Annotated in this window: 20 protein-coding genes; 9 read left to right on the top strand and 11 right to left on the bottom strand. The window is 65.6% G+C overall.

Going from position 1 to position 23,972, the window contains the following annotated elements; all coding sequences use genetic code 11:
* Positions 1 to 10: 10 nt before the first annotated feature.
* Positions 11 to 757: a GntR family transcriptional regulator gene (locus APZ15_RS00575; RefSeq protein WP_027789297.1), complete on the bottom strand. Its 747-nt coding sequence runs from the start codon at positions 755 to 757 to the stop codon at positions 11 to 13.
* A gap of 166 nt (positions 758 to 923) precedes the next feature.
* Between APZ15_RS00575 and APZ15_RS00570 the strand changes: the two genes are divergently transcribed.
* The gene (locus APZ15_RS00570) at positions 924 to 1,769 is read left to right on the top strand and encodes an aldo/keto reductase (protein WP_027789298.1); all 846 of its coding nucleotides are present in this window, start codon (positions 924 to 926) and stop codon (positions 1,767 to 1,769) included.
* 60 nt (positions 1,770 to 1,829) lie between these two features.
* Positions 1,830 to 3,527 (top strand): hypothetical protein, encoded by a 1,698-nt coding sequence (locus tag APZ15_RS42650; RefSeq protein ID WP_155522848.1) that lies wholly within the window; start codon positions 1,830 to 1,832, stop codon positions 3,525 to 3,527.
* A gap of 235 nt (positions 3,528 to 3,762) precedes the next feature.
* On the opposite strand, the gene APZ15_RS00560 is transcribed toward APZ15_RS42650, so the two are convergent.
* The 5 genes from APZ15_RS00560 to APZ15_RS00545 form a co-directional block, all read right to left on the bottom strand.
* Positions 3,763 to 4,779 (bottom strand): HoxN/HupN/NixA family nickel/cobalt transporter, encoded by a 1,017-nt coding sequence (locus APZ15_RS00560; RefSeq protein ID WP_027786655.1) that lies wholly within the window; start codon positions 4,777 to 4,779, stop codon positions 3,763 to 3,765.
* Positions 4,780 to 4,941: 162 nt separating this feature from the next.
* Positions 4,942 to 7,053, bottom strand: coding sequence for an elongation factor G (gene fusA, locus APZ15_RS00555; protein ID WP_027786656.1), 2,112 nt, complete (start codon positions 7,051 to 7,053; stop codon positions 4,942 to 4,944).
* Positions 7,054 to 7,306: 253 nt separating this feature from the next.
* On the bottom strand, positions 7,307 to 7,807 hold the full coding sequence (locus APZ15_RS00550) for a DUF192 domain-containing protein (protein ID WP_027786657.1): 501 nt from the start codon (positions 7,805 to 7,807) through the stop codon (positions 7,307 to 7,309).
* Between the two features lie 160 nt (positions 7,808 to 7,967).
* Entirely contained in the window at positions 7,968 to 8,183 is a 216-nt protein-coding gene (locus tag APZ15_RS38535) for a hypothetical protein (RefSeq protein WP_011352970.1), read from the bottom strand.
* Between the two features lie 280 nt (positions 8,184 to 8,463).
* On the bottom strand, positions 8,464 to 9,042 hold the full coding sequence (locus tag APZ15_RS00545) for a pseudouridine synthase (RefSeq protein WP_027786658.1): 579 nt from the start codon (positions 9,040 to 9,042) through the stop codon (positions 8,464 to 8,466).
* 277 nt (positions 9,043 to 9,319) lie between these two features.
* Here APZ15_RS00545 and icd point away from each other — a divergent pair, with 277 nt between their 5' ends.
* Together icd and APZ15_RS00530 are read left to right on the top strand one after the other, a co-directional pair.
* A complete protein-coding gene (gene icd, locus APZ15_RS00535; protein ID WP_006478026.1) occupies positions 9,320 to 10,576 on the top strand; it encodes an NADP-dependent isocitrate dehydrogenase in 1,257 nt (418 codons plus the stop codon).
* Between the two features lie 279 nt (positions 10,577 to 10,855).
* Positions 10,856 to 13,084 carry an NADP-dependent isocitrate dehydrogenase gene (locus APZ15_RS00530; protein WP_027786660.1) on the top strand — a complete coding sequence of 743 codons (2,229 nt, stop codon included), beginning with the start codon at positions 10,856 to 10,858 and terminating at the stop codon, positions 13,082 to 13,084.
* Positions 13,085 to 13,207: 123 nt separating this feature from the next.
* On the opposite strand, the gene APZ15_RS00525 is transcribed toward APZ15_RS00530, so the two are convergent.
* Positions 13,208 to 13,432 (bottom strand): hypothetical protein, encoded by a 225-nt coding sequence (locus APZ15_RS00525; protein WP_006490888.1) that lies wholly within the window; start codon positions 13,430 to 13,432, stop codon positions 13,208 to 13,210.
* A gap of 672 nt (positions 13,433 to 14,104) precedes the next feature.
* Between APZ15_RS00525 and APZ15_RS00520 the strand changes: the two genes are divergently transcribed.
* Entirely contained in the window at positions 14,105 to 15,703 is a 1,599-nt protein-coding gene (locus APZ15_RS00520) for a multicopper oxidase family protein (RefSeq protein ID WP_027786661.1), read from the top strand.
* A gap of 182 nt (positions 15,704 to 15,885) precedes the next feature.
* Here the strand turns inward: APZ15_RS00520 and APZ15_RS00515 are convergent, their stop codons facing one another.
* Positions 15,886 to 16,089 carry a cold-shock protein gene (locus APZ15_RS00515; RefSeq protein WP_006488945.1) on the bottom strand — a complete coding sequence of 68 codons (204 nt, stop codon included), beginning with the start codon at positions 16,087 to 16,089 and terminating at the stop codon, positions 15,886 to 15,888.
* A gap of 545 nt (positions 16,090 to 16,634) precedes the next feature.
* On the opposite strand from APZ15_RS00515, the gene clpS reads away from it, so the two are divergent.
* From clpS to APZ15_RS00495, 4 genes are all read left to right on the top strand, one after another.
* Complete coding sequence (gene clpS / locus APZ15_RS00510) at positions 16,635 to 16,949, top strand: ATP-dependent Clp protease adapter ClpS (RefSeq protein ID WP_006398529.1); 315 nt, start codon at positions 16,635 to 16,637, stop codon at positions 16,947 to 16,949.
* Positions 16,946 to 19,246 carry an ATP-dependent Clp protease ATP-binding subunit ClpA gene (gene clpA / locus APZ15_RS00505; protein WP_027786662.1) on the top strand — a complete coding sequence of 767 codons (2,301 nt, stop codon included), beginning with the start codon at positions 16,946 to 16,948 and terminating at the stop codon, positions 19,244 to 19,246. The genes clpS and clpA overlap by 4 nt, the downstream gene beginning before the upstream one ends.
* Positions 19,247 to 19,349: 103 nt before the next feature.
* On the top strand, positions 19,350 to 20,729 hold the full coding sequence (locus tag APZ15_RS00500) for an amino acid permease (RefSeq protein WP_027786663.1): 1,380 nt from the start codon (positions 19,350 to 19,352) through the stop codon (positions 20,727 to 20,729).
* Positions 20,730 to 20,867: 138 nt separating this feature from the next.
* Positions 20,868 to 21,638, top strand: a complete 771-nt coding sequence (locus APZ15_RS00495) for a COG4705 family protein (RefSeq protein WP_027786664.1) — start codon at positions 20,868 to 20,870, stop codon at positions 21,636 to 21,638.
* A gap of 51 nt (positions 21,639 to 21,689) precedes the next feature.
* Here the strand turns inward: APZ15_RS00495 and dut are convergent, their stop codons facing one another.
* The 3 genes from dut to lspA all read right to left on the bottom strand — a co-directional run bounded on the left by dut (position 21,690) and on the right by lspA (position 23,971).
* The gene (dut, locus tag APZ15_RS00490) at positions 21,690 to 22,136 is read right to left on the bottom strand and encodes a dUTP diphosphatase (RefSeq protein ID WP_021160741.1); all 447 of its coding nucleotides are present in this window, start codon (positions 22,134 to 22,136) and stop codon (positions 21,690 to 21,692) included.
* A 55-nt stretch (positions 22,137 to 22,191) separates the two neighbouring features.
* The gene (coaBC, locus tag APZ15_RS00485; RefSeq protein ID WP_027786665.1) at positions 22,192 to 23,403 is read right to left on the bottom strand and encodes a bifunctional phosphopantothenoylcysteine decarboxylase/phosphopantothenate--cysteine ligase CoaBC; all 1,212 of its coding nucleotides are present in this window, start codon (positions 23,401 to 23,403) and stop codon (positions 22,192 to 22,194) included.
* Between the two features lie 67 nt (positions 23,404 to 23,470).
* Positions 23,471 to 23,971, bottom strand: a complete 501-nt coding sequence (gene lspA, locus APZ15_RS00480; RefSeq protein ID WP_021160743.1) for a signal peptidase II — start codon at positions 23,969 to 23,971, stop codon at positions 23,471 to 23,473.
* Position 23,972: the final 1 nt, after the last annotated feature.

The following is a 23,972-nucleotide window of genomic DNA, read 5'->3' as shown; positions in this document are numbered from 1 at the left end:
GCGGCCTGCGTTACTTGCGCAGTTCGACGACGAAGTCGTAGTAGTCGTTGCGGCAGTAGGTATCGGTCAGTTCGATCGCGCGCTGGTCCGACGTATAGCCGATTCGTGTGATCAGCAGCAGCGCGTCGTGCGGTGCGATGCCCATCTGCTCGGCGATCTCGTCGGTCGCGTTGACCGCGCGGAAATGCTGCAGCGCGCGCACGATCGGCGTGCCGCGCGCTTCGAGATAGCTGTACAGCGAATCGCCGATTGCCTGCGGATCGGGGATCAGCGTCGCGGGAAACGTCGAATTCTCGACGGCCATCACGATGCCGTCGGCGAGGCGCAGGCGTTTCAGGCGCGTGACCGATGCGGCCGGCGACAGCCCGAGCTGGATCACTTCGTCGCGGTTCGCCGGCTGGATCTCGCGTGCGAGCCATTGCGAGCTCGGCTTGAAGCCGCGCCGTTCGAGCATTTCGCTGAAGCTCGACAGCCGCGACAGCGGATCCTCGTAGCGCGGCTGGATGAAATTGCCGGCACCCTGCGTGCGGCGAATCAGGCCTTGCTCGACGAGCAGCGCGATCGCCTTGCGCGCGGTGATGCGCGATACGCCCAGTGCATCGGACAGCACGCGCTCGGAGGGCAATGCCTCGCCGGCTGTCCAGCGGTTGTCGTGGATCGCGTCGCCGAGCTTGCGGGCGAGCTGCAGGTAGAGCGGCGTGTCGTTGTCGGGGTCGGGGCGCAGGTCCTGCCAGCGGTCGTCCGTGGATGCCTTCATGGAGTGGGTATCGATCAGGTTGCGGCCATTCTAAGTCATCGCGTGGCGCCGTTATAGCCGGTTTTTGCCGTGCAATAGGTGAATTGCGCGCCGATTGACTACACTGATGCGTCGTATTCCATGCCTGGGTCGCGGTGCGCGGCCACGAATCCGCAACGAGGAACGCATGACAGACACGATCGCCACGGTCGTCCTGCCGGACGGCGAGACGATTCCGAAGCTTGGCCTGGGCACGTGGGAGATGGGCGAGCGGCCGGCCCGGCGCGCGGACGAGATCGCCGCGCTGCGCGAAGGCGTCGCGCTCGGAATGACGCTGGTCGATACGGCCGAGATGTACGGCGACGGCGCGACCGAGGAACTGGTCGGCGAGGCGCTCGCGGGCCTGCGCGACGACGTGTTCCTTGTCAGCAAGGTCTATCCGCATCATGCGAGCCGGCGCGGCGTCGTTGCCGCGTGCGATGCGAGCCTCAAGCGCCTGCGTACCGATCGCCTCGACCTGTATCTGCTGCACTGGCGCGGCTCGGTGCCGCTCGATGAAACGGTCGAAGGCTTCGAAGCGCTGCAGCGCGCGGGCAAGATCCGTCACTGGGGTGTCAGCAACTTCGATACGGCCGACATGGCCGAGCTCGTCGATGAAGCCGGCGGCGGCGCGTGCGCGACCAACCAGATCCTCTACAACATCGCGCGGCGCGGCCCGGAATTCGACCTGCTGCCATGGCTTGCCGGGCACGGGATGCCGGCGATGGCCTACAGCCCGGTCGATCACGGACGGCTGCCGAAGCGCTCGCCGCTCGACGAGATCGCACGGCAGCGCGGGGTGTCGGTGATGCGCGTCGCGCTCGCGTGGGTGCTCGCGCAGCCGGGGGTTTTCGCGATCCCGAAGGCGTCGCGCATCGAGCACGTGCGCGACAACCGGGCCGCGCTCGATTTCATGTTCAGCGACGACGAGCGCGCGCAGCTTGACGCGTACTTCCGTCCGCCACGCAGCAAGCGCGCGCTCGAGATGCTCTGACGACGCCCGGCCGGGCAACGCTGCAGGTCAGTGGTTGCCTCCGGAGGATCCGCCGTTGCCGTGACCGCCGCCATTGCCGTTCCCGCTGCCATGGCCATTGCCGACACCGTTGGCCCCGCCATTGCCGGCGCCGCCGCTGCCGTTTCCATTGCCGTTGCCACCGCCATTGCCGTGGCCACCGTTGCCACCGTCGCCATGGCCACCGCCATCGCCGCTGCCATGGCCACCGCCGTTGCCGTGACCGCCGCCATCGCCGCTGCCATGGCCACCGCCGTTGCCGTGACCGCCGCCATCGCCGTTGCCATGGCCGTTGCCATGGCCGCCGCCGTTGCCGTGGCCACCACCATCGCCGTTGCCGTGGCCACCGCCGTTACCGTGACCACCACCATCGCCGTTGCCGTGACCGCCGCCATCGCCGTTGCCATGGCCGCCACCATTGCCGTGACCACCACCATCGCCATTGCCGTGACCACCGCCATCGCCGTTGCCGTGGCCACCGCCGTTACCGTGACCGCCGCCGTCGCCATTGCCGTGACCACCGCCATCGCCGTTGCCGTGGCCACCGCCGTTACCGTGACCGCCGCCATCGCCATTGCCGTGACCACCACCATCGCCGTTGCCGTGGCCACCGCCGTTACCGTGACCACCACCATCGCCGTTACCGTGACCGCCGCCGTCACCGCTGCCATGGCCACCGCCGTTGCCGTGGCCGCCCCCATCGCCGTGACCACCGCCGTCGCCATTGCCGTGACCACCGCCATCGCCATGGCCGCCACCATTGCCGTGACCGCCGCCGCCGGAAGAACCGCCGCCGGAAGAACCGCCGCCGGAAGAACCGCCGCCGGAAGAACCGCCGCCGGAAGACCCACCGCCGGAAGACCCACCGCCGGAAGAACCGCCGCCGGAAGAACCGCCGCCGGAAGAACCGCCGCCGGAAGAGCCACCACCGGAAGAGCCACCGCTGGAAGAACCCCCGCCGGAAGAACCAGCACCGGAAGAACCACCACCGGAAGAACCACCACCGGAAGAACCACCACCGGAAGAACCACCACCGGAAGAACCACCACCGGAAGAACCACCACCGGAAGAACCACCACCGGAAGAACCACCACCGGAAGAACCACCACCGGAAGAACCACCACCGGAAGAACCACCACCGGAAGAACCACCACCGGAAGAACCACCACCGGAAGAACCACCACCGCCGGAAGACCCACCGCCGGAAGAGCCGCCGCCGGAAGAACCCCCACCGGAAGACCCTCCCGAACCACCGTTACCAGACGCGTTGCCACCGCGGCCCGAGCCACCCGAACCGCTCGTACCGCTGGATGTTCCGCTCGTCGTTCCGCCGACGCCGGCAGGTCCGACGGTACCGTTCCCGTTGTTGCCGCTGCCGCCGCCATTGCCATTTCCGCTACCGGGGCTGCTGCCGCTGCCATTGCCGGTCGCACCAGCGCCATTCCCGCCGGCGCGCCCACCGGCGAAGACGTGCACCGAGCACGCAGCCGGATTCGCTGCGCACGGCGAAGCGTCGTCGACCAGCATCATGACGGCGTCCGCGCCGGCAACGGCATCGGGCGCGGAGTCCGGTGTCGCGTCCTGTGCGACGGCATACGAGCAGCAGCACGCGAACGCGGCTGCGGCGAACAAGGTTGCGCGATGGCACCGTCCCGTCGTGCGGAACGGTCGTTTCGTCTTGAGCATCATGGCCTCCCCATGCGCGCGATGCCTCGTCGCCGCGCGGCAATCTACGTGTAGTGCAGGGGGCCGGTAAAGGTTCGTAGTCCTGTCGGCAGCCGATCGCCTTCGGGCCGGCGCTGGACGCCAGCCTCGATCGCGGAGCGGCATGCGGGCCCGCCGTGCGAAGCCCTATCTGCCAGATCCGTGCCATCGGCCGCTTGAGCCCGCGGCACAAGGCGCGCGCAGCGCGCGACGGCGCATGCAACGTCTTTGGTAGGAGTTTTGTTTCCGGAATGAAACGTCTGAGCTAAGTTCAGCGCGCGGGCGCATCGGCCGCGCGCTGCCAGCGGTGGAACAGGATCGATGCGATCCAGCAGACGAGGAACAGGGCGACGATGCCGTAGCCGATCGAGCCGAAGCGCTCGCCGACCGCATCGAGCGCGTCGCGCACGGGGCCCGTCAGCGACAACTTGTCGGCCAGCAGGCCGGCTGCCTCGATCCCGCCGATCGCCAGCGCGACGGCCGCCGACACGAACGTGATGCTCGCGTTGTAGAGCAGCTTGCGCTGCGGATCGTCCATCGCCCAGCCATACGCGTGAATCATCAGCACGTTATCGGTCGAGTCGATCAGCGTCATGCCGGCGGTGAAAAGCGCGGGAAACAGCATGACCGTATAGACCGGCAGCCCCTGGCTCGCCTGTGTGGCCGCGATCGCGAGCAGGCCGATTTCGGTTGCAGTATCGAAACCGAGCCCGAACAGCACGCCGACCGGATACATGTGCCAGCTCTTCGACACGAACCGGAACAGCGGACGCAGCAGCCGGGACACGAGCCCGGCCGGGCGGTGTACATGCGCCGCATCGTGCGCGTGCCCATGCCCGTGCGCGCCGCGATAGCGCCGCCACACGTCGCGCAGGATCGCCAGGTTCACGCACGCGAGCACGAGCAGGAAGGTGGCCGACACCGCCGTGCCGATCGTGCCGCCGATCTCGCGGAACGCATCGAACCGGTCGCGCAGCGCGAATGCCGTCAGCGCGATGCCGAGCGTCGCGGCGATCACGATCGTCGAATGGCCGAGCGAGAAGAACAGCCCGACGCTCACCGGACGCTGGCCGTCCTGCATCAGCTTGCGCGTGGCAACGTCGATCGCGGCGATGTGATCGGCGTCGACCGCGTGACGCAGCCCGAGCCCGTAAGCGATCGCCGCGGTGCCGAGCAGCAGCGGATGATCGCGCAACACGGCGAGCGCCCACAGCCAGACGGCGGCGTTCGCGGCGATCAGGCCGGCATAGAGGATCAGCAGGCGGCGCAGGGCAGGGGTGGGCGGCATCGGGACGTTCCATCTGACGATTCGCGCTGCATTGTGGCACGCGAAAAAAATACCGGTCGTGCCGATCAAAAAAGCCGCGTGCACGGCGTGCACGAATGAAAAAAGGCCCGTCCGGTTCCGGACGGGCCTTGCTACGTGCGACAGCGCGAGATCGCGCCGCGCTTACTTCACTTTCGCGCTGATCACGCCTTCCGATACGTTGGCCGGCGTTTCCGCGTACTGCTTGAACTCCATCGTGTAGGTCGCGCGGCCCTGCGTGGCCGAACGCAGCGACGTCGAATAGCCGAACATCTCCGCGAGCGGCACCTCGGCGCGCACGAGCTTGCCGCCGCCGCCCGCGATGTCTTCCATCCCCTGCACGATGCCGCGACGGCTCGACAGGTCGCCCATCACGTTGCCCATGAACTCCTCGGGCGTCTCGACCTCGACGGCCATCATCGGCTCGAGCAGCACCGGCTTCGCGCGGCGCATCGCTTCCTTGAACGCCATCGAACCGGCCATCCGGAATGCGTTTTCGTTCGAGTCGACGTCGTGGTACGAGCCGAACGTCAGGTGCACCTTCACGTCGACGACCGGGTAGCCCGCGAGCACGCCGCTCTTCAGCGTTTCGGTGATGCCCTTGTCGACGGCCGGGATGAATTCACGCGGAATCACGCCGCCCTTGATCTCGTCGAGGAACTCGTAGCCCTTGCCGGGGTTCGGCTCGAGCGTGATCACCGCATGGCCGTACTGACCGCGGCCACCCGACTGCTTGACGAACTTGCCCTCGACGTCGGACGCCGTCGTGCGCACCGTCTCGCGATACGCGACCTGCGGCTTGCCGACCGTCGCTTCGACGCCGAATTCACGCTTCATCCGGTCGACCAGGATTTCGAGGTGAAGCTCGCCCATCCCCGAAATGATCGTCTGGCCGGACTCTTCGTCGGTCTGCACGCGGAACGACGGATCTTCCTGCGCGAGACGGTTCAGCGCGAGGCCCATCTTTTCCTGGTCGGCCTTCGTCTTCGGCTCGACGGCCTGCGAGATCACCGGTTCCGGGAATTCCATCTTCTCGAGGATGATCGGCTTCGCCGGATCGCACAGCGTGTCGCCGGTGGTCGCTTCCTTCAGGCCGACGGCCGCCGCGATGTCGCCCGCGCGCACTTCCTTGATTTCCTTGCGCTCGTTCGCGTGCATCTGCAGGATCCGGCCGAGCCGTTCCTTCTTGTCCTTGGTCGCGTTCAGCACCGTGTCGCCCGATTCGACGACGCCCGAATACACACGGAAGAAGATCAGCTGGCCGACGAACGGGTCGGTCATGATCTTGAACGCGAGCGACGAGAACGGCTCGTCGTCGCTCGGATGACGTTCCGCCGGCTTTTCCGGATCGTGGAAGTCGTGGCCGAGGATCGCGGGCACGTCGACGGGCGACGGCAGGTAGTCGATCACCGCGTCGAGCATCGCCTGCACGCCCTTGTTCTTGAACGCGCTGCCGCACAGCATCGGCACGATCTCGTTCGCGATCGTGCGCTTGCGCAGCGCGGCCTTGATCTCGTCCTCGGTCAGCGATTCATGGTCGTGCAGGTACTTCTCGAGCAGTTCCTCGCTCGCTTCCGCCGCGGCCTCGACCATCTTCTCGCGCCATTCGTGCGCGAGCTCGACGAGGTTCGCGGGGATGTCCTCGTACGTGAACTTCACGCCCTGGCTTTCGTCGTCCCACACGATCGCCTTCATCTTCACGAGGTCGACGACGCCCTGGAAATGATCCTCCGCGCCGATCGGAATCTGGATCGGCACGGCGACGCCTTTCAGGCGCTCGCCGATCTGCCGCTGCACGCGGAAGAAATCGGCGCCGATGCGGTCCATCTTGTTGACGAACGCGATGCGCGGCACCTTGTACTTGTTGGCCTGGCGCCAGACGGTTTCGGACTGCGGCTGCACGCCGCCGACCGAGTCGTAGACCATGCACGCGCCGTCGAGCACGCGCATCGAGCGCTCGACTTCAATCGTGAAGTCGACGTGCCCGGGCGTGTCGATGATGTTGATCCGGTGCTCCGGATAGTTGCCGGCCATGCCCTTCCAGAAGGCCGTGGTCGCGGCCGACGTGATCGTGATGCCGCGTTCCTGCTCCTGCTCCATCCAGTCCATCGTGGCCGCGCCGTCGTGCACTTCACCGATCTTGTGGCTCACGCCGGTGTAAAACAGGATGCGCTCGGTCGTCGTGGTCTTGCCGGCATCGATGTGAGCACTGATCCCGATATTGCGATAGCGCTCGATGGGGGTTTTGCGGGGCACGTGAACCTCCTTAGGTTCGGATCGTAAGCGGGCCGGCTGGGCCGGCCCGGGCTGGACTAGCGAGATTTAAAGGATAGCGCTTGTCCGTGGCTTTTGCAGATGCGGGCAGTGTTGGCCGAATCAAGGCGGGCGCCGCCGCCGGCAGGCGAAAAAAAAGCCGGCGCGCAACGGGCGGCCGGCTTGGGTCGGTACGCGGCGCGGCGTGACGTGACGTCACGTGACGTGACGCGGGTCGGCGGCGCGGCGATATCCGTTACTGGGCTTGCGGCAGCCCTTCGAGCTTCATCCCGGGCTTGATGCCCTTCGCCGCGAACCAGCCCTTGCTCATTTCGAGGGCATAGACGCCGTTGTTGCGCGGGCAGTGGTTGTCGGTCGTCTCGGCCTTCATCTCGTCGATGTCGGTGATCGTGCCGTCCGCGCGGATGAACGCGATCGACAGCGGGATCAGCGTGTTCTTCATCCAGAAGCAGTGCACCGCGTTCTCGTTGAACACGAACAGCATGCCTTCGTTCGGCGCGAGCTGCGAACGGTACATCAGCCCCTGTTCGCGGTCGGGGTCGTTCGCGGCGACGGCCGCGTCGATCACGTACATGCCGGCGCGCAGCTTCACGCGCGGGAATTCGCTCGGCTGCTTGGCGCCGGGCGGTACTTGCGCGCTGGCGGCCTGCATGCCGAGCGCGAGGACGGCGAGCGCGGCGGGAAACACGGCGGCGCGCGCAAGGCGGCCGAGCGACGAGCGCAGGGAGAATTGCACAGCAAGGCTCCTATCTGGAAAACAAGACCCGCATGGTACGCGATGCGCGCCGGCGGGCACATAAAAGAAAAAGGCAGATCGCCTCGCGGTGATCTGCCTTTCAACGCCGTAAGAACGGCAAGACTGCGTGTTCTTGACTGCGTTATTACAGCAAGCTTACTTAGTTCGAAGCAGCTGCCGGTGCTGCTGCGTCGCTTGCTGCAGCCTTCTTCGATGCCTTGTGGTGCTTCTTAGCTGCGTGGTGCTTCTTAGCAGCGTGCTTAGCCGGTGCCGAAGCAGCTTCAGCAGCAGCCGGAGCAGCTTCCGGAGCCGATGCTTGTGCGAAAGCAGCCGTTGCGAAGAGGCCAGCGACCAGAGCGGCGATCAGTTTGTTCATGTTGTGTTCCTCAGCTTTAGTTAATTAACCAAATGACCCGGCAATAGGAGTCATGTCGTCTAACGGTGCCATCCACCTTTCGGTTGACAGACGCTTCGAGAAATTTCTCATTGCGCTGCGGGCGCCGAATCGTATTCGATAAAAACGTCGCTTTCGTGACGCAAACACGGTTCGGCTGCCAATGCCGGATAGCTAAGGTTGGCATCTGCGTGGTTTAACGCGCGATCTTCGCGGGCGGTTGACGAAAAAGATGACGAAAAATTCGCCCGTCCCGAATTCGTCATCCGGCGGGCGCGAAACCGTCCCACGGCGCGCGCGGCGGCAGCGCGATTGTTTCTCCCGGTGCAATGTCGAGCGCGAATATATCCAGTGCACCGATGCCGACGCGTACCAGGCGCAACGTCGGGAAGCCGACGGCCGCCGTCATCCGGCGCACCTGCCGGTTCTTGCCTTCGGTGATCGCGAGTTCGATCCATGTCGTCGGGATCGCGGCGCGGTAGCGGATCGGCGGGTTGCGCGGCCACAGCGCGTCGGGCGGTTCGATGAATTCGGCGTGGCATGGCCGCGTCACGTAGTCGCCGAGGTCGACGCCGCGCGCGAGCGCCTTCAGGTCGGCGGCGCCCGGCGCGCCCTCGACCTGTGCCCAGTAGCGCTTCACGAGCTTGTGGCGCGGCTCGGCGATGCGCGCCTGCAGCGCGCCGTCGTCGGTGAGCAGCAGCAACCCCTCGCTGTCCGCGTCGAGCCGGCCGGCCGCGTAGACGCCGGGCGTTTTTACCCAGTCGCCGAGCGACGGGCGCGTCTCGTGCGCGGAAAACTGGCAAATCGTGCCGAACGGCTTGTTGAGGGCGATCAGGTTCATGGCGGGTCGTCCGCCCGGCGCGCCGCGGGAGGCGGGGGCGGGCGGTCTATGGCAAATGGCGGAATCTTAATGCATAATACGGAACGCCAAGTCCTCTGTCTTATATAAGACATAAGTGGGGTCTTGATACGCAGTGCCGCGCTTCATGCCGAAGTGCCCGGTTGGGGCGCTAGAATAGCGGCTCGCTGTTGCCGTCACGGGGTGGCCATGCCGCGCCCCCGCCGCGCGCGCAGCTTCGACCAGCATCACCTGCTCAGCCACGTCACTGGAGTCGATCATGCCGTATCAGCACATCAAGGTTCCGGAAGGCGGTGACAAGATCACCGTCAACAAGGACTTCTCGCTCAACGTTTCCGATCAGCCGATCATTCCCTATATCGAAGGCGACGGTACGGGCTTCGATATCACGCCGGTCATGATCAAGGTTGTCGACGCGGCGGTCGCGCACGCCTACAAGGGCAAGCGCAAGATCCACTGGATGGAGATCTTCGCGGGCGAGAAGGCGACGAAGGTGTACGGCCCGGACGTGTGGCTCCCGGACGAAACGCTGCAGGTGCTCAAGGAATACGTGGTGTCGATCAAGGGGCCGCTCACGACCCCGGTCGGCGGCGGCATCCGTTCGCTGAACGTCGCGCTGCGCCAGGAACTCGACCTGTACGTGTGTCTGCGCCCGGTGCAGTACTTCAAGGGCGTGCCGTCGCCGGTGCGCGAGCCGCAAAAGATCGACATGGTGATCTTCCGCGAGAACTCGGAAGACATCTACGCGGGCATCGAATGGGCCGCGGGTTCCGAGCAGGCGAAGAAGGTCATCAAGTTCCTGCAGGACGAGATGGGCGTGAAGAAGATCCGCTTTCCGGAAACCTCGGGGATCGGCGTCAAGCCCGTGTCGACCGAAGGCACCGAGCGTCTCGTGCGCAAGGCGATCCAGTACGCGATCGACAACGATCGCAAGTCGGTCACGCTGGTGCACAAGGGCAACATCATGAAGTTCACGGAAGGCCTGTTCCGTGACGCCGGCTACGCGCTGGCGCAGAAGGAATTCGGCGGCGAGCTGATCGACGGCGGCCCGTGGATGCGCGTGAAGAACCCGAAGACGGGCAACGAGATCGTCATCAAGGATTCGATTGCCGATGCGTTCCTGCAGCAGATCCTGCTGCGCCCGGCCGAATACGACGTGATCGCCACGCTGAACCTGAACGGCGACTACATCTCCGACGCACTGGCCGCGCAGGTCGGCGGCATCGGGATCGCGCCGGGCGCGAACCTGTCGGATTCGGTCGCGATGTTCGAGGCGACGCACGGCACGGCACCGAAGTACGCGGGCAAGGATTACGTGAACCCGGGTTCCGAGATCCTGTCGGCGGAAATGATGCTGCGCCACCTCGGCTGGACGGAAGCAGCCGACACGATCATCGCCGCGATGGAGAAGTCGATCCTGCAGAAGCGCGTCACGTACGACTTCGCGCGCCTGATGGAAGGTGCGACGCAGGTGTCGTGCTCGGGCTTCGGTGAAGTGCTGATCGAGAACATGTAAGTCCCCTTCCGGGGTGGGCCGGCAGGTGCCGGCCGCCCCGGCGCTGACTGCCGGCGCCGGAGCGTTTCGTGGATGGCAGGTTTGTTGGCAGGGCGGTCCGGCAAGCGGGCCGCGGCGCCGCGATGCGGCCCGGAGGCCCTGCAAGGTAGAACATGACGGCCCTCGCAACACCACCGCCCGGCTGAGCCGGCGCGCCCCTTTCGCGACCGACCCGGTCGCTCCCCGCCGGTTACCGCCGGCGCTCCTCAGTCCAAATTTTCACGTAGCAACGCATCGACCATGTCCACTTCGCCCAAGATCATCTACACCCTCACTGACGAAGCGCCCGCGCTCGCGACCTATTCGCTGCTGCCGATCGTCAAGGCCTTCACGCGTTCGTCCGGCGTCGCCGTCGAAACGCGCGACATCTCGCTCGCCGGCCGCATCGTCGCGGCATTCGCAGACGTCCTGCCGCCCGAGCAGAAGGGTTCCGACGATCTGGCCGAACTGGGCCAGCTCACGCTGAAGCCGGAAGCGAACATCATCAAGCTGCCGAACATCAGCGCATCGGTGCCGCAGCTCAAGGCCGCGATCGCCGAACTGCAGGCGCAGGGCTATTCGCTGCCGGCCTATCCGGAAGATCCGTCGACGGACGAAGAGAAGGCCGTCAAGGCCCGCTACGACAAGATCAAGGGCAGCGCGGTGAACCCGGTGCTGCGCGAAGGCAACTCCGACCGCCGCGCGCCGCTGTCGGTCAAGAACTACGCACGCAAGCATCCGCACAAGATGGGCGCGTGGAAAGCCACGTCGAAGGCGCACGTCGCGCACATGAGCGAAGGCGACTTCTACGGCAGCGAGAAGTCGGCGCTGATCGCCGAAGCCGGCAGCGTGAAGATCGAACTCACGACGACCGACGGCGCGAAGAAGGTGCTGAAGGAAAAGACGGCCGTGAAGGCGGGTGAAGTCATCGACGCATCGGTGATGAGCCGCAACGCGCTGCGCAGCTTCATCGAAGCGCAGATCGCCGACGCGAAGGCGCAGGACGTGCTGTTCTCGGTGCACCTGAAGGCGACCATGATGAAGGTCTCGGACCCGATCCTGTTCGGTCACTTCGTGTCGGTGTTCTACCGCGACGCGCTTGCGAAACACGCAGACGTGCTGGCGCAGGCCGGCTTCAACCCGAACAACGGGATCGGCGACCTGTACGCGCGCCTGAAGGACCTGCCGGCCGACACGCGCGAAGCGATCGAAGCCGACATCAAGGCCGAATACGCGGTGCGTCCGCGCCTTGCGATGGTCAACTCGGACAAGGGCATCACGAACCTGCACGTGCCGAGCGACGTGATCGTCGACGCATCGATGCCGGCGATGATCCGCGATTCGGGCGGCATGTGGGGCCCGGACGGCCAGCTGTACGACGCGAAGGCCGTGATTCCGGATCGTTGCTACGCCGGTGTCTACCAGGCCGTGATCGAGGACTGCAAGCAGCACGGCGCGTTCGACCCGGTCACGATGGGCAGCGTGCCGAACGTGGGCCTGATGGCGCAGGCGGCTGAAGAATACGGTTCGCACGACAAGACGTTCCTGATCCCGGCGGATGGCGTCGTGCGCGTCACCGACGAAGCGGGCAACGTGCTGCTCGAGCATGCGGTGGAGTCGGGCGACATCTGGCGCATGTGCCAGACGAAGGACGCACCGGTGCAGGACTGGGTCAAGCTCGCGGTCAACCGCGCGCGCGCGACCGGCGTACCGGCCGTGTTCTGGCTCGATCCGGCACGCGCACACGACGCGCAGATCATCGCGAAGGTCGAGCGTTACCTGAAGGACCACGACACGAACGGCCTCGACATCCGCGTGATGACGCCGGTCGACGCGACACGCTTCTCGCTCGAGCGCATCCGCGCGGGCAAGGACACGATCTCGGTCACCGGCAACGTGCTGCGCGACTACCTGACCGACCTGTTCCCGATCATGGAACTCGGCACCAGCGCGAAGATGCTGTCGATCGTGCCGCTGATGGCCGGCGGCGGGATGTTCGAAACGGGTGCGGGCGGCTCCGCGCCGAAGCACGTGCAGCAGTTCGTCGAGGAAGGCTTCCTGCGCTGGGATTCGCTCGGCGAATTCCTCGCGCTCGCGGCATCGCTCGAACACCTCGGCAACGCGTACCAGAACCCGAAGGCGCTCGTGCTCGCGAAGACGCTCGACCAGGCGACCGGCAAGTTCCTGGACGAGAACAAGTCGCCGGCGCGCAAGGTCGGCGGCCTCGACAACCGCGGCAGCCACTTCTACCTGTGCCTGTACTGGGCGCAGGCGCTGGCCGAGCAGACCGAGGACGCGGCGCTGAAGGCGCAGTTCGAAGGCGTGGCGAAGTCGTTGTCCGACAACGAAGCGCGCATTCTGGAAGAGCTGGCTGCCGCGCAGGGCAAGGCGCAGGCCATCGGCGGCTACTATCGTCCGAACGTCGACCTGACGAGCCAGGCGATGCGCCCGAGCGCGACGCTGAACGCCATCGTCGACGCGGTTGCCTGACGCGGGCCGCGCGATCGCGCGAGTTGAAGCAAGTGACGGCGGGGCGGGCCTGGCTGCCCCCCGCCCGTTACAAGAAAAAAACGCCCCGGTCGCCCGGGGCGTTTTTTGTTGCAGGCTTGCCATTCAGACGTGAACGATTTCCCATTCGGCGATTTCGTGCGGCACTTCGAGCGTTGCCGTGTCCAGTTCGGACAGTTGCTCGCAGTCGCCGCGGGAGATGTGGTCGGCCGCCACTTCGGGGCACGAGAATGCGCCGAGCAGGGCGTTGCCGAACGTCGCTTCCCAGCCACCGTTACCCGGCAGGATGTAGAACGACCCGAGCGCTGAACCAAAGCGAAATCCCTTCATTTCCGTTCTCCCTTTCTGATCACAAGCGATTCTGTTGTGCCGTCTGCCGGTTCGACCGGCTGTGGCCCGACTGGCTGCTTGCGCCGCGTTCCTTATCGAACGTCGTGGCGAAGCGTCAGTGCATGGGACAAAGTCTACGTCCGCGACCCGGTTGGATGGTGCATGTCGAACGGCTCCACTAAACAAAAATTCTCTTTCAAAAACAAATATTTGCATTCGGTGTTTTGTATTGCGGAACGTTTTTCGGCATCGCGAAACGGGAAATTTGTGCCCTGCACCACGAATTTTTACAACGCAGAGAGTTGTTCCGCATCGTGAAATATTGGCGGGTTTGCGAACCGGCGACGCGGCCGGTGCTGGGGCGTGGCTGAACGGCAGGCGCCGGGCGGCCGCCTGGAGACTGCATGGGGCGGGCGGCCTGTGGTGCTGGGGGAGCGAGTGAAGGGCTGCGGATCGCCGATCGACGATGCCGGTCGATGCGTGCTGAATCCAGCGCGGCGTTGTCGAGTCTGCGGCGTATCGCCGCCCGTCCGGCGGCGACGCGTCTCGATATGAGCCTGCGGTTATGATGACGCGGGCATCAGGATTGGCGTCGCGCATCGGCGCTTCAGCCGGCCGGCGCGGGCGTCGCGGCGGCCGTGCGACGCAGCATGGATAACGAGGAACGATTTGATGATACGGAGAACCTTCCTGTCGCGCGCCATCGGTGTCGCGGCCGCGTCGCTGTTCGCCCGCGCCGCGTGGGCGCAGCATGCCGGTCACGCCGGCATGGACTCGATGGACGACATGCCCGGCATGTCGGACATGTCAGGAATGGCGGGTCACGGGCAGCATGGCAAGTCCGCGCCGGCCGCGCTCGCTGCCGCCGACGCACTGCCGGCCGGCGCGCCGCTCGCGGCGCTGCGTACGCTCGCGAACGAAAGCCGTGATCCCGGCACGTTCCGGGCCACGCTGGTGGCCCAGCCGGTGGCGCGCCCGATGCTGCACGGTGCGCGGCCGACCACGTTCTGGCAGTTCGGCGCGGGCACGCAGGGCCCAGTCGTTGGTCCGCTGATCGACGTGCGCGAGGGCGACACGGTCGAGATCAAGTTCGTGAACAAGCTGCCGCAACCGTCGACGATCCACTGGCACGGCCTGCCGGTGCCGCCCGACCAGGACGGCAACCCGTCCGATCCCGTCGCGCCCGGCGCGTCGCGCGTGTACCGCTTCACGCTGCCGAAGGGGAGCGCCGGTACCTACTGGTACCACCCGCACCCGCACATGATGACGGCCGAGCAGGTGTTTCGCGGGCTCGCCGGCCCGTTCGTCGTGCGCGCCGCGGACGATCCGCTGGCGGGCTGGCCCGAGCGCAACCTGTTCGTGTCGGACCTGAAGCTTGCGCGCGACGGCACGATTGCACCGAACGACATGATGGACTGGATGAACGGCCGCGAAGGCCAGTTCGTGCTGGTCAACGGCGCGCGCCGGCCGCGGATCGACGTTGCGGGCGACGAGCGCTGGCGCGTGTGGAATGCGTGCAGCGCGCGCTACTTGCGGGTCGCGTTCGACGACGGCCGTGCATTCGAGCACGCGGGCACCGACGGCGGGCTGTTCGACACGCCGCGCCGTGTCACGTCGCTGCTGATCGCGCCGGGCGAACGTGCGGAGCTGCTGGTGCGCGCCGGCGATCGCGCGTCGCGCGCGGTGCTGCAGGCGGCCGAATACGACCGCCGCAAGATGTCGATGTCGCACGATGACGGGCACGGCAGCCTGCCGGCCGATCCGGCACTGGCGCTGGCCGACGTCGCGTTTTCGCCGGCCACCGCGCGCGTGCTGCCGACGACATTGCGCGCGGTGCCGCCGTTGGGCGAGCCGGTTGCGCACAAGGAGGTCGTGTTCGGCGAGGAGATGGATATGGACGCGATGATGAAGGGGGGCGCACACGGCCGCCCGGCGGGCATGCGCTTCACGATCAACGGCGATACCTACGCGCCGCACCGTGCGACGCTGACGAGCCGCGCTGGCGACGTCGAGCGCTGGACGATCCGCAACGGCACTGACATGGATCACCCGTTCCACCTGCACGGCACGCAGTTCCAGGTGATCGAACGGGCATCGGGCGGTTCACGCACGAGTGAACCGTTCCGTGCATGGCGCGATACCGTGAACGTGCGCAGCGGCGAAACCGTGACGATTCTCGTCACGCAGGACATGCGCGGAGAGCGCATGTTTCATTGCCACATTCTCGAACACGAAGATCTCGGCATGATGGGTACGCTGAAGGTCGTGTAACGAAGTGACGATTATGTTTCACGTGCCGGATGAGTATCCGATCTGCGTGTGTGACAAGACAATACGTGTTCAATTATCGGGATTGAACGAAAAGGCCGGCCAATCGATAATCGATTGGCCGGCCTCGAAAAAAAAGAAACCCGGCGCAATGCGCCGGGTTTCTTCGTCTGATATCCGGTGCCTTATACGGCCTGGATGTTCGACGCTTGCTTGCCCTTCGGCCCTTGGACGACGTCAAAGCTCACCTTCTGGCCTTCCTTCAGCGTCTTGAAGCCATTCATGGTGATAGCCGAGAAGTGCGCAAACAGATCCTCACCGCCCTCATCGGGAGTGATGAAACCGAAGCCCTTCGCGTCGTTGAACCACTTAACGATACCAGTTGCCATTTCCTACTTCCCCTGTCACACAGTCGCTGCTACTTACCACGAGCACGCTCGAAAAGCTAAACGACCGGAAAATGCAGCCGTTCCCCCCTCACAAGCTCACCTCGGCCTTTTTCAACTTGCCGACCGGCAAATTGAAAAAAGTGCCAGCTTGATTGTTGGCGCTCTTTATTGGAGTGTCAAGTGGAATTTTTAGACGTTTAGAGGGACGTTGTAAAGAACCCATTTTCAGGGTTTTTCCGGCTTTGCTTGGCGGCACGCGGCCAAGCGCGAGGACTTGAAAAGCCGCATAATCGGCTCATATACCAGGCTCGAGTGACACGCGTTCGAGTCGTCCCGGCTTGTGGGATACTGGATGCGGACACGACGTTCCGGTGCGGTTCCCCCTGACGGTTCGTGTTCCGCGCCACGCGTGAAAGCCGGCACCGCAGCCGGCTTTCGTATGGCACGAAGAAGATTGCGTGTTCCGGGATTCCGGGGAGGGCGCCGGCCGGTCGGTCGGGTAATGGCAGGATTGCGGGCCTGTCCGAGTTGTTTAGAATGGGTGTATGGCGATTATCCCGGACAAGCAGGACAGCACCGTCCTGGAACGCAAGCAGCAGAAGCTCAAGCCGCCTTCGATGTACAAGGTGGTGCTGCTGAACGACGACTTCACGCCGATGGAATTCGTCGTGATGGTGGTCCAGGAGTATTTCAAGAAGGATCGCGAGACGGCCACGCAGATCATGCTGAAGGTCCATCGCGAAGGGCGAGGGGTTTGTGGGGTCTATACGCGGGACATCGCGTCGACCAAGGTTGAGCAAGTCGTTACCCATGCGCGGCAGGCCGGGCATCCGCTGCAGTGCGTGATGGAGGAAGCATGATTGCCCAGGAATTGGAAGTCAGCCTGCACATGGCGTTCATGGAAGCACGCCAGGCGCGCCATGAGTTCATAACGGTCGAGCATTTGCTGCTGGCCCTGCTGGATAATCCGACGGCAGCCGAGGTGTTGCGCGCGTGCGCGGCCAACATCGAGGACTTGCGTCAGAACCTGCGCAATTTCATCCACGACAACACACCTACCGTCCCGGGTACCGACGATGTCGATACCCAGCCGACGCTCGGTTTCCAGCGCGTGATCCAGCGCGCGATCATGCACGTCCAGTCGACGTCGAACGGCAAGAAGGAAGTCACCGGTGCTAACGTGCTGGTCGCGATCTTCGGCGAGAAGGATTCGCATGCCGTCTACTACCTGCAGCAGCAGGGCGTCACGCGCCTGGACGTCGTGAACTTCATTTCGCACGGCATCGCGAAGACCAACGGCGGCGAAGCCGCGAAGTCGGCCGACGCGAGCGCGGAAAGCGAAGACGCGAACGCGCAGAAGGAAACGCCGCTCGCGCAATTCACGCAGAACCTGAACCAGATGGCGAAGGACGGCCGCATCGATCCGCTGATCGGTCGCGAGCCCGAAGTCGAGCGCGTGGTCCAGGTGCTGTGCCGTCGCCGCAAGAACAATCCGCTGCTCGTCGGCGAGGCCGGCGTCGGCAAGACTGCGATCGCGGAAGGGCTCGCCTATCGCATCACGCGTGGCGAAGTGCCGGACATTCTCGCGAACGCGCAGGTCTATTCGCTCGACATGGGCGCGCTGCTCGCCGGCACCAAGTACCGCGGCGATTTCGAGCAACGTCTGAAGACGGTGCTGAAGGAGCTGAAGGAGCGTCCGCACGCGATCCTGTTCATCGACGAAATTCATACGCTGATCGGCGCGGGCGCCGCGTCGGGCGGCACGCTCGACGCGTCGAACCTGCTGAAGCCGGCGCTGTCGTCGGGCACGCTCAAGTGCATCGGCGCGACCACGTTCACCGAATATCGCGGCATCTTCGAGAAGGATGCGGCGCTGTCGCGGCGCTTCCAGAAGGTCGACGTGAGCGAGCCGACCGTCGAGCAGACGGTCGCGATCCTGCGCGGGCTGAAGTCGCGCTTCGAGGAGCATCACGGCGTCAAGTATTCGTCGGGCGCACTGTCGGCCGCGGCCGAACTGTCGGCGCGCTTCATTACCGACCGTCACCTGCCGGACAAGGCGATCGACGTGATCGACGAGGCAGGCGCCGCCCAGCGCATCCTGCCGAAGTCGAAGCAGAAGAAGACGATCGGCAAGAGCGAGATCGAGGAAATCATCTCGAAGATCGCGCGCGTGCCGCCGCAGAGCGTGTCGCAGGACGATCGCAGCAAGCTGCAGACGCTCGATCGCGACCTGAAGAGCGTCGTGTTCGGCCAGGATCCGGCGATCGATGCGCTCGCGGCCTCGATCAAGATGGCACGCGCGGGCCTCGGCAAGATGGACAAGCCGATCGGCGCGTTCCTGTTCTCCGGCCCGACGGGTGTCGGCAAGACCGAAGTGGCGCGCCAGCTCGCGTTCACGCTCGGCATCGAGCTGATCCGCTTCGACATGTCGGAATACATGGAGCGTCACGCGGTGAGCCGCCTGATCGGCGCGCCGCCGGGCTACGTCGGGTTCGACCAGGGCGGCTTGCTGACCGAAGCCGTCACGAAGAAGCCGCACTGCGTGCTGCTGCTCGACGAAATCGAGAAGGCACACCCGGACATCTTCAACGTGCTGCTGCAGGTGATGGACCACGGCACGCTGACGGACAACAACGGCCGCAAGGCGGATTTCCGCAACGTCATCATCATCATGACGACGAACGCGGGCGCCGAGTCGATGCAGAAGGCGACGATCGGCTTCACGACGCGCCGCGAGACGGGCGACGAGATGACCGACATCAAGCGCCTGTTCACGCCGGAGTTCCGCAACCGCCTGGATTCGATCATCAGCTTCCGCTCGCTCGATGAGGAAATCATCATGCGCGTGGTCGACAAGTTCCTGATCCAGCTCGAGGAACAGCTGCACGAGAAGAAGGTCGACGCGCTCTTCACCGACGCGTTGCGCAAGCATCTCGCGAAGCACGGCTTCGACCCGCTGATGGGCGCGCGGCCGATGCAGCGGCTGATCCAGGACACGATCCGGCGCGCGCTGGCCGACGAGCTGCTGTTCGGCAAGCTCGTCAACGGCGGCCACGTGACGGTCGATGTCGACGAAAACGACAAGGTGCAGTTGTCGTTCGACAAGCTGGCGAATCCGCCGCACAAGCCGAACGAAGAGACGGTCGAAGTCGAGTAAGCGATAATTCGTTGTTCATGCGAACGGCGCGGGAAGTTCTCCGCGCCGTTTCGTTTTATCCGGCGCCGGCGGCGCAATGGTGGTGCAGGGGAGTGGTAAGGCAGTGACACAACAACAACGGTCGTTCGACAACATCGTCGCGCGCGAACAAGGGTTGCGCCATGCGCTGACGTCGGGGCAGATGGCGATGATCGCGATCGGCGGCGCGATCGGCACGGGCCTGTTCCTCGGCAGCGGGTTCGCGATCGGGCTCGCCGGCCCGAGCGTGCTGGTCTCGTATGCGATCGGCGCGCTGATCGCGCTGCTGCTGATGGGCGCGCTCGCGGAAATGACGGTCGCGCATCCGACCGCCGGCTCGTTCGGCGCGTATGCCGAGCACTACGTCGGCCCCCTCGCCGGCTTCCTGGTGCGCTATGCGTACTGGTTCGCGGTGGTGTTCGCGATCGGCACCGAGATCAGCGCGATCGCCGTGTTCATGAAGTACTGGTTCCCGGCCGTGCCCGGCTGGTACTGGGTGATCGGCTTCTCCGCGCTGCTGATCGCCGTGAATCTCGCGAGCGTCACGCTGTACGGCACGGTCGAATACGCATTCTCGCTGCTGAAGATCGCGGCGATCGTCGTGTTCATCGTGCTCGGCGCGTATCTCGTGTGGTCGGCGCCGGTCGCATCCGGCATCGGTTTCGCCAACTACACCGCGCACGGCGGCTTCATGCCGAAGGGGCCGTGGGGCACCTGGGTCGCGGTGATCGTCGCGATCTTCAGCTACATGAGCATCGAAGCCGTCGCGATCGCGGCCGGCGAGGCACGCGATCCGCAGCACGCGGTCACGCGCGCATTCCGCTCGACCGTGTTCCGGCTCGTCCTGTTCTACCTGCTGACGCTGTCGCTGATGCTCGCGATCGTGCCGTGGACGCAGGCCGGCACCGACGAAAGCCCGTTCGTGAAGGTGATGGCCGCGACCCACGTGCCGTACGCGGCGGGCGTGATCAACTTCGTGTTGCTGATCGCGGCGTTGTCGGCGATGAACAGCCAGCTTTACGTGACGACGCGGATGATGTTCAGCCTGTCGCGCGCGCGGCTCGCGCCCGCGGTGTTCGGCCGGCTCGGCACGAACGGCGTGCCGCGCGCGGCGCTGTGGATCTCGACCAGCGGCGTCGCGGTCGCGGCCGTGCTGGTCGCGCTCGCGCCCGACACCGCGTTCACGGTGATGATGGCGATCGCGATGTTCGGCGCGCTGTTCACGTGGCTGATGATCTTCGTCACGCACCTGCGCTTCCGTTCGCGGTATCGCGGCCCCGCGCTCGCGTTCCGGATGTGGGGGCATCCGTTCGGCAGCCTGCTCGGTGCGGGGCTCGTCGCGGCGATCCTGTTCACGACCGCGTTCACGCGCGAATTCCGGATGACGATGGTGGTCGGCGTCGTGTTCGTCGTGCTGCTCACGCTCGCGTACGCGCTGCATTACCGGCACGAACACGCTCGTTGACGGTACCGGCGCGGCCGCCCGCGCCGTTTTTTCCGGTCGCTAAGGTTCCGTTAAGCCCGCGGCGACTACATTCGATCCTGCCTGCAAGGCGGGCGCGGCATGCGCCGGCTCGCCGCCTTCCTGCAAAAAGGGGTGCGAATGAACAAACTTCCCGAAATCACGCTCGCGTTTTGGATCATGAAGATCTGCGCGACGACACTCGGCGAAACTGGCGGCGACCTGTTGTCGATGACGCTGAACGTCGGCTATGCGGTGAGCTCGATCCTGCTGTTCGGTTTCTTTCTCGTGACGCTGGGTGCGCAGCTCAGGACGACGCGTTATCGCCCGGCGATCTACTGGGCCGTGATCGTCGCGACGAGCACGGCCGGCACGACGATGTCCGATTTCATGGATCGCACGCTCGGCCTCGGCTATGCGGCCGGCTCGTCGATCCTGGTCGCGATCCTGCTGGCCATCTTCGCCGTGTGGCGCCTCAGCGGCGAATCGCTGTCGGTCGACCTGATCCGCACGCGCAAGGTCGAGCTGCTGTACTGGATCGCGATCCTGTTCTCGAACACGCTGGGCACCGCGCTCGGCGACTTCCTCGCGGACAGCTCGGGGCTCGGCTTCGGCGGCGGCGCGCTGCTGATCGGCGGGTTGCTCGCGGCGATCGTGCTTGCCCACTATTTCACGCGGATCTCGGGCGTGCTGCTGTTCTGGGCCGCGTTCGTGCTCACGCGGCCGTTCGGTGCGACGGTCGGCGATCTGCTGACGAAGCCGGTTGCGAAGGGTGGCCTCGCGCTCGGTACGATCGGTTCGTCGGCGGTGCTGCTCGCCGTGCTGGTCGCACTGGTGATCTACGCGATCGTCGCCCAGGCGCGGCAGCGCGACCTTGCGCCCGCGCGGATCGCGCAACCCGTCGAAGAGTGACGGAGACGGACAGGAAAAAGGGGCCGCGAGGCCCCTTTGTCATTGCGCCGTTCAGTGACGGCCGGTGCTGCCGAAGCCGCCCTCGCCGCGATCGCTTTCCGCGAAGTCGTCGACGATGTTGAACTGCGCCTGCACGACCGGCACGATCACGAGTTGCGCGAGCCGCTCGAACGGATTCAGCACGAACTCGGTCTGGCCGCGGTTCCACGTCGAGACCATCAACTGGCCCTGGTAGTCGGAATCGATCAGGCCGACGAGGTTGCCGAGCACGATCCCGTGCTTGTGGCCGAGGCCCGAGCGCGGCAGGATCAGCGCGGCGTAGCCCGGATCGGCGAGGTGGATCGCGAGGCCCGTCGGCACGAGCGTCGTTTCGCCCGGCTGCAGCGTCACCGGCGCGTCGAGGCACGCACGCAGGTCGAGGCCCGCGCTGCCGGTGGTCGCGTAGGCGGGCAGGTAGTCGCGCATGCGCGCGTCGAGAATCTTCAGGTCGAGTTTCATGCGGTCGTCGGATGAGGCGGGAAGGGCGCGGCGGCGACGGCCGCCGCGCGGGAGATCAGATCAGGCGGTTGTCGGGCAGGCGTTTCGCAATTTCCGCGACGAGTGTGTGCGCGAGTTCGTCTTTCGGTGCGCGTGGCAGGCGCGTGAGGCCGGTGGCCTCGAACAGCACGACTTCGTTGTCGTCGCGGCCGAACGTCAGCGGGCCGAGGTTGCCGACGAGCAGCGGCACGTTCTTGCGTTTGCGCTTCTCGTCGCCGTGCACGTCGAGGTCGCCGCTTTCGGCCGCGAACCCGACGCAGTACGGCGGATCGGGCAGCGCCGCGACCGATGCGAGGATGTCCGGGTTCTCGACGAACGCGAGTGCGGGCATCTTGCGGTCGGCCGTCTTCTTCATCTTGTGCTCGGCCGGCTGGGCGACGCGCCAGTCGGCGACCGCGGCCACCGCGATGAAGATGTCGGCGTCGTTCACGGCATGCATCACCGCGTCGTACATCTGCTGGGCCGTCTGCACGTCCTGCCGGTAGACGCCCCACGGCGTGTCGAGCGCGACCGGCCCCGCGACGAGATGCACGTCGGCGCCGGCCTGCTGCGCGGCGCGCGCGAGCGCGAAGCCCATCTTGCCGCTCGAGCGGTTCGTGAGGCCGCGTACCGGGTCGAGCGGTTCGAACGTCGGGCCGGCCGTGATCAGCACGCGCCGGTGCGCGAGCACCTTCGGCGCGAAGTGCGCGACGATCGCTTCATAGATCGCCTCGGGCTCGAGCATGCGGCCGTCGCCGACTTCGCCGCACGCCTGCGCACCCGAATCCGGGCCGAGCACCGACACGCCGTCCGCGCGCAGTTGCGCGGCATTGCGTTGCGTGGCCGGGTTCTGCCACATCTGGCGGTTCATCGCGGGGACGACGAGCAGCGGGCAATCGCGCGCGACGCACAGCGTCGACAGCAGGTCGTCCGCGAACCCGTGCGCGAGCTTCGCGAGGAAATCCGTCGACGCGGGCGCGATCACGATCGCGTCGGCTTCGCGCGACAGGTCGATGTGCGCCATGTTGTTGTCGATGCGCGCGTCCCACTGGCTCGTATAGACGGGCCGGCCCGACAGCGCCTGCATCGTGACGGGCGTGATGAACTGGGTGGCGGCTTCGGTCATCGCGACCTGCACGGTCGCGCCTGCCTTCACGAGCAGCCGCGTGAGCTCGGCGATCTTGTAGCAGGCGATGCCGCCCGTCAGGCCGAGAACGAGGTGTTTTCCTGCGAGTTCTGCTTGTGCCAACTCAGGCCTCCAAGGGTCGAACGGAACGGCCGGCGCGAAGCCGGCCGTCGACGCCGAGTATGCGCGCTTAGCGCGAGCCGCGCACGCGACGCAGTTCGTCGTAGATCAGCAGCACCGCGCCGATCGTGATCGCGGAATCGGCGAGGTTGAACGCCGGGAAGTGCCAGGCGCCGAGGTGGAAATCGAGGAAGTCGATCACGTGGCCGTAGACGAGCCGGTCGATCACGTTGCCGAGCGCGCCGCCGAGGATCAGCGCGAGCGACACGCTGAACAGCCGCTGGTGGCCGTGGCGCTTCAGCAGGAAGCAGATCACGAGCGTCGCGCCGATGCCGAGCGCGGTGAACGCCCAGCGCTGCCAGCCGCTCGCGGTCGACAGGAAGCCGAACGCAGCGCCGCGGTTGTACACCAGCACGAGGTTGAAGAACGACGTCAGCGCATGCTGCGCGCCGTACACGAACGTTTTCAGGATCGCGATCTTCGACAGCTGGTCGAACAGGATCACGATCAGCGAAATGCCGAGCCAGGGCGCAAGCGCGCCGCTGGCCGGTTTCGAGAGGGTTTTCGCCATA

This window comes from Burkholderia cepacia ATCC 25416, from assembly GCF_001411495.1.
Taxonomy (GTDB): Bacteria; Pseudomonadota; Gammaproteobacteria; order Burkholderiales; family Burkholderiaceae; genus Burkholderia; species Burkholderia cepacia.
This window is presented reverse-complemented; position numbering and strand designations above follow the sequence as displayed.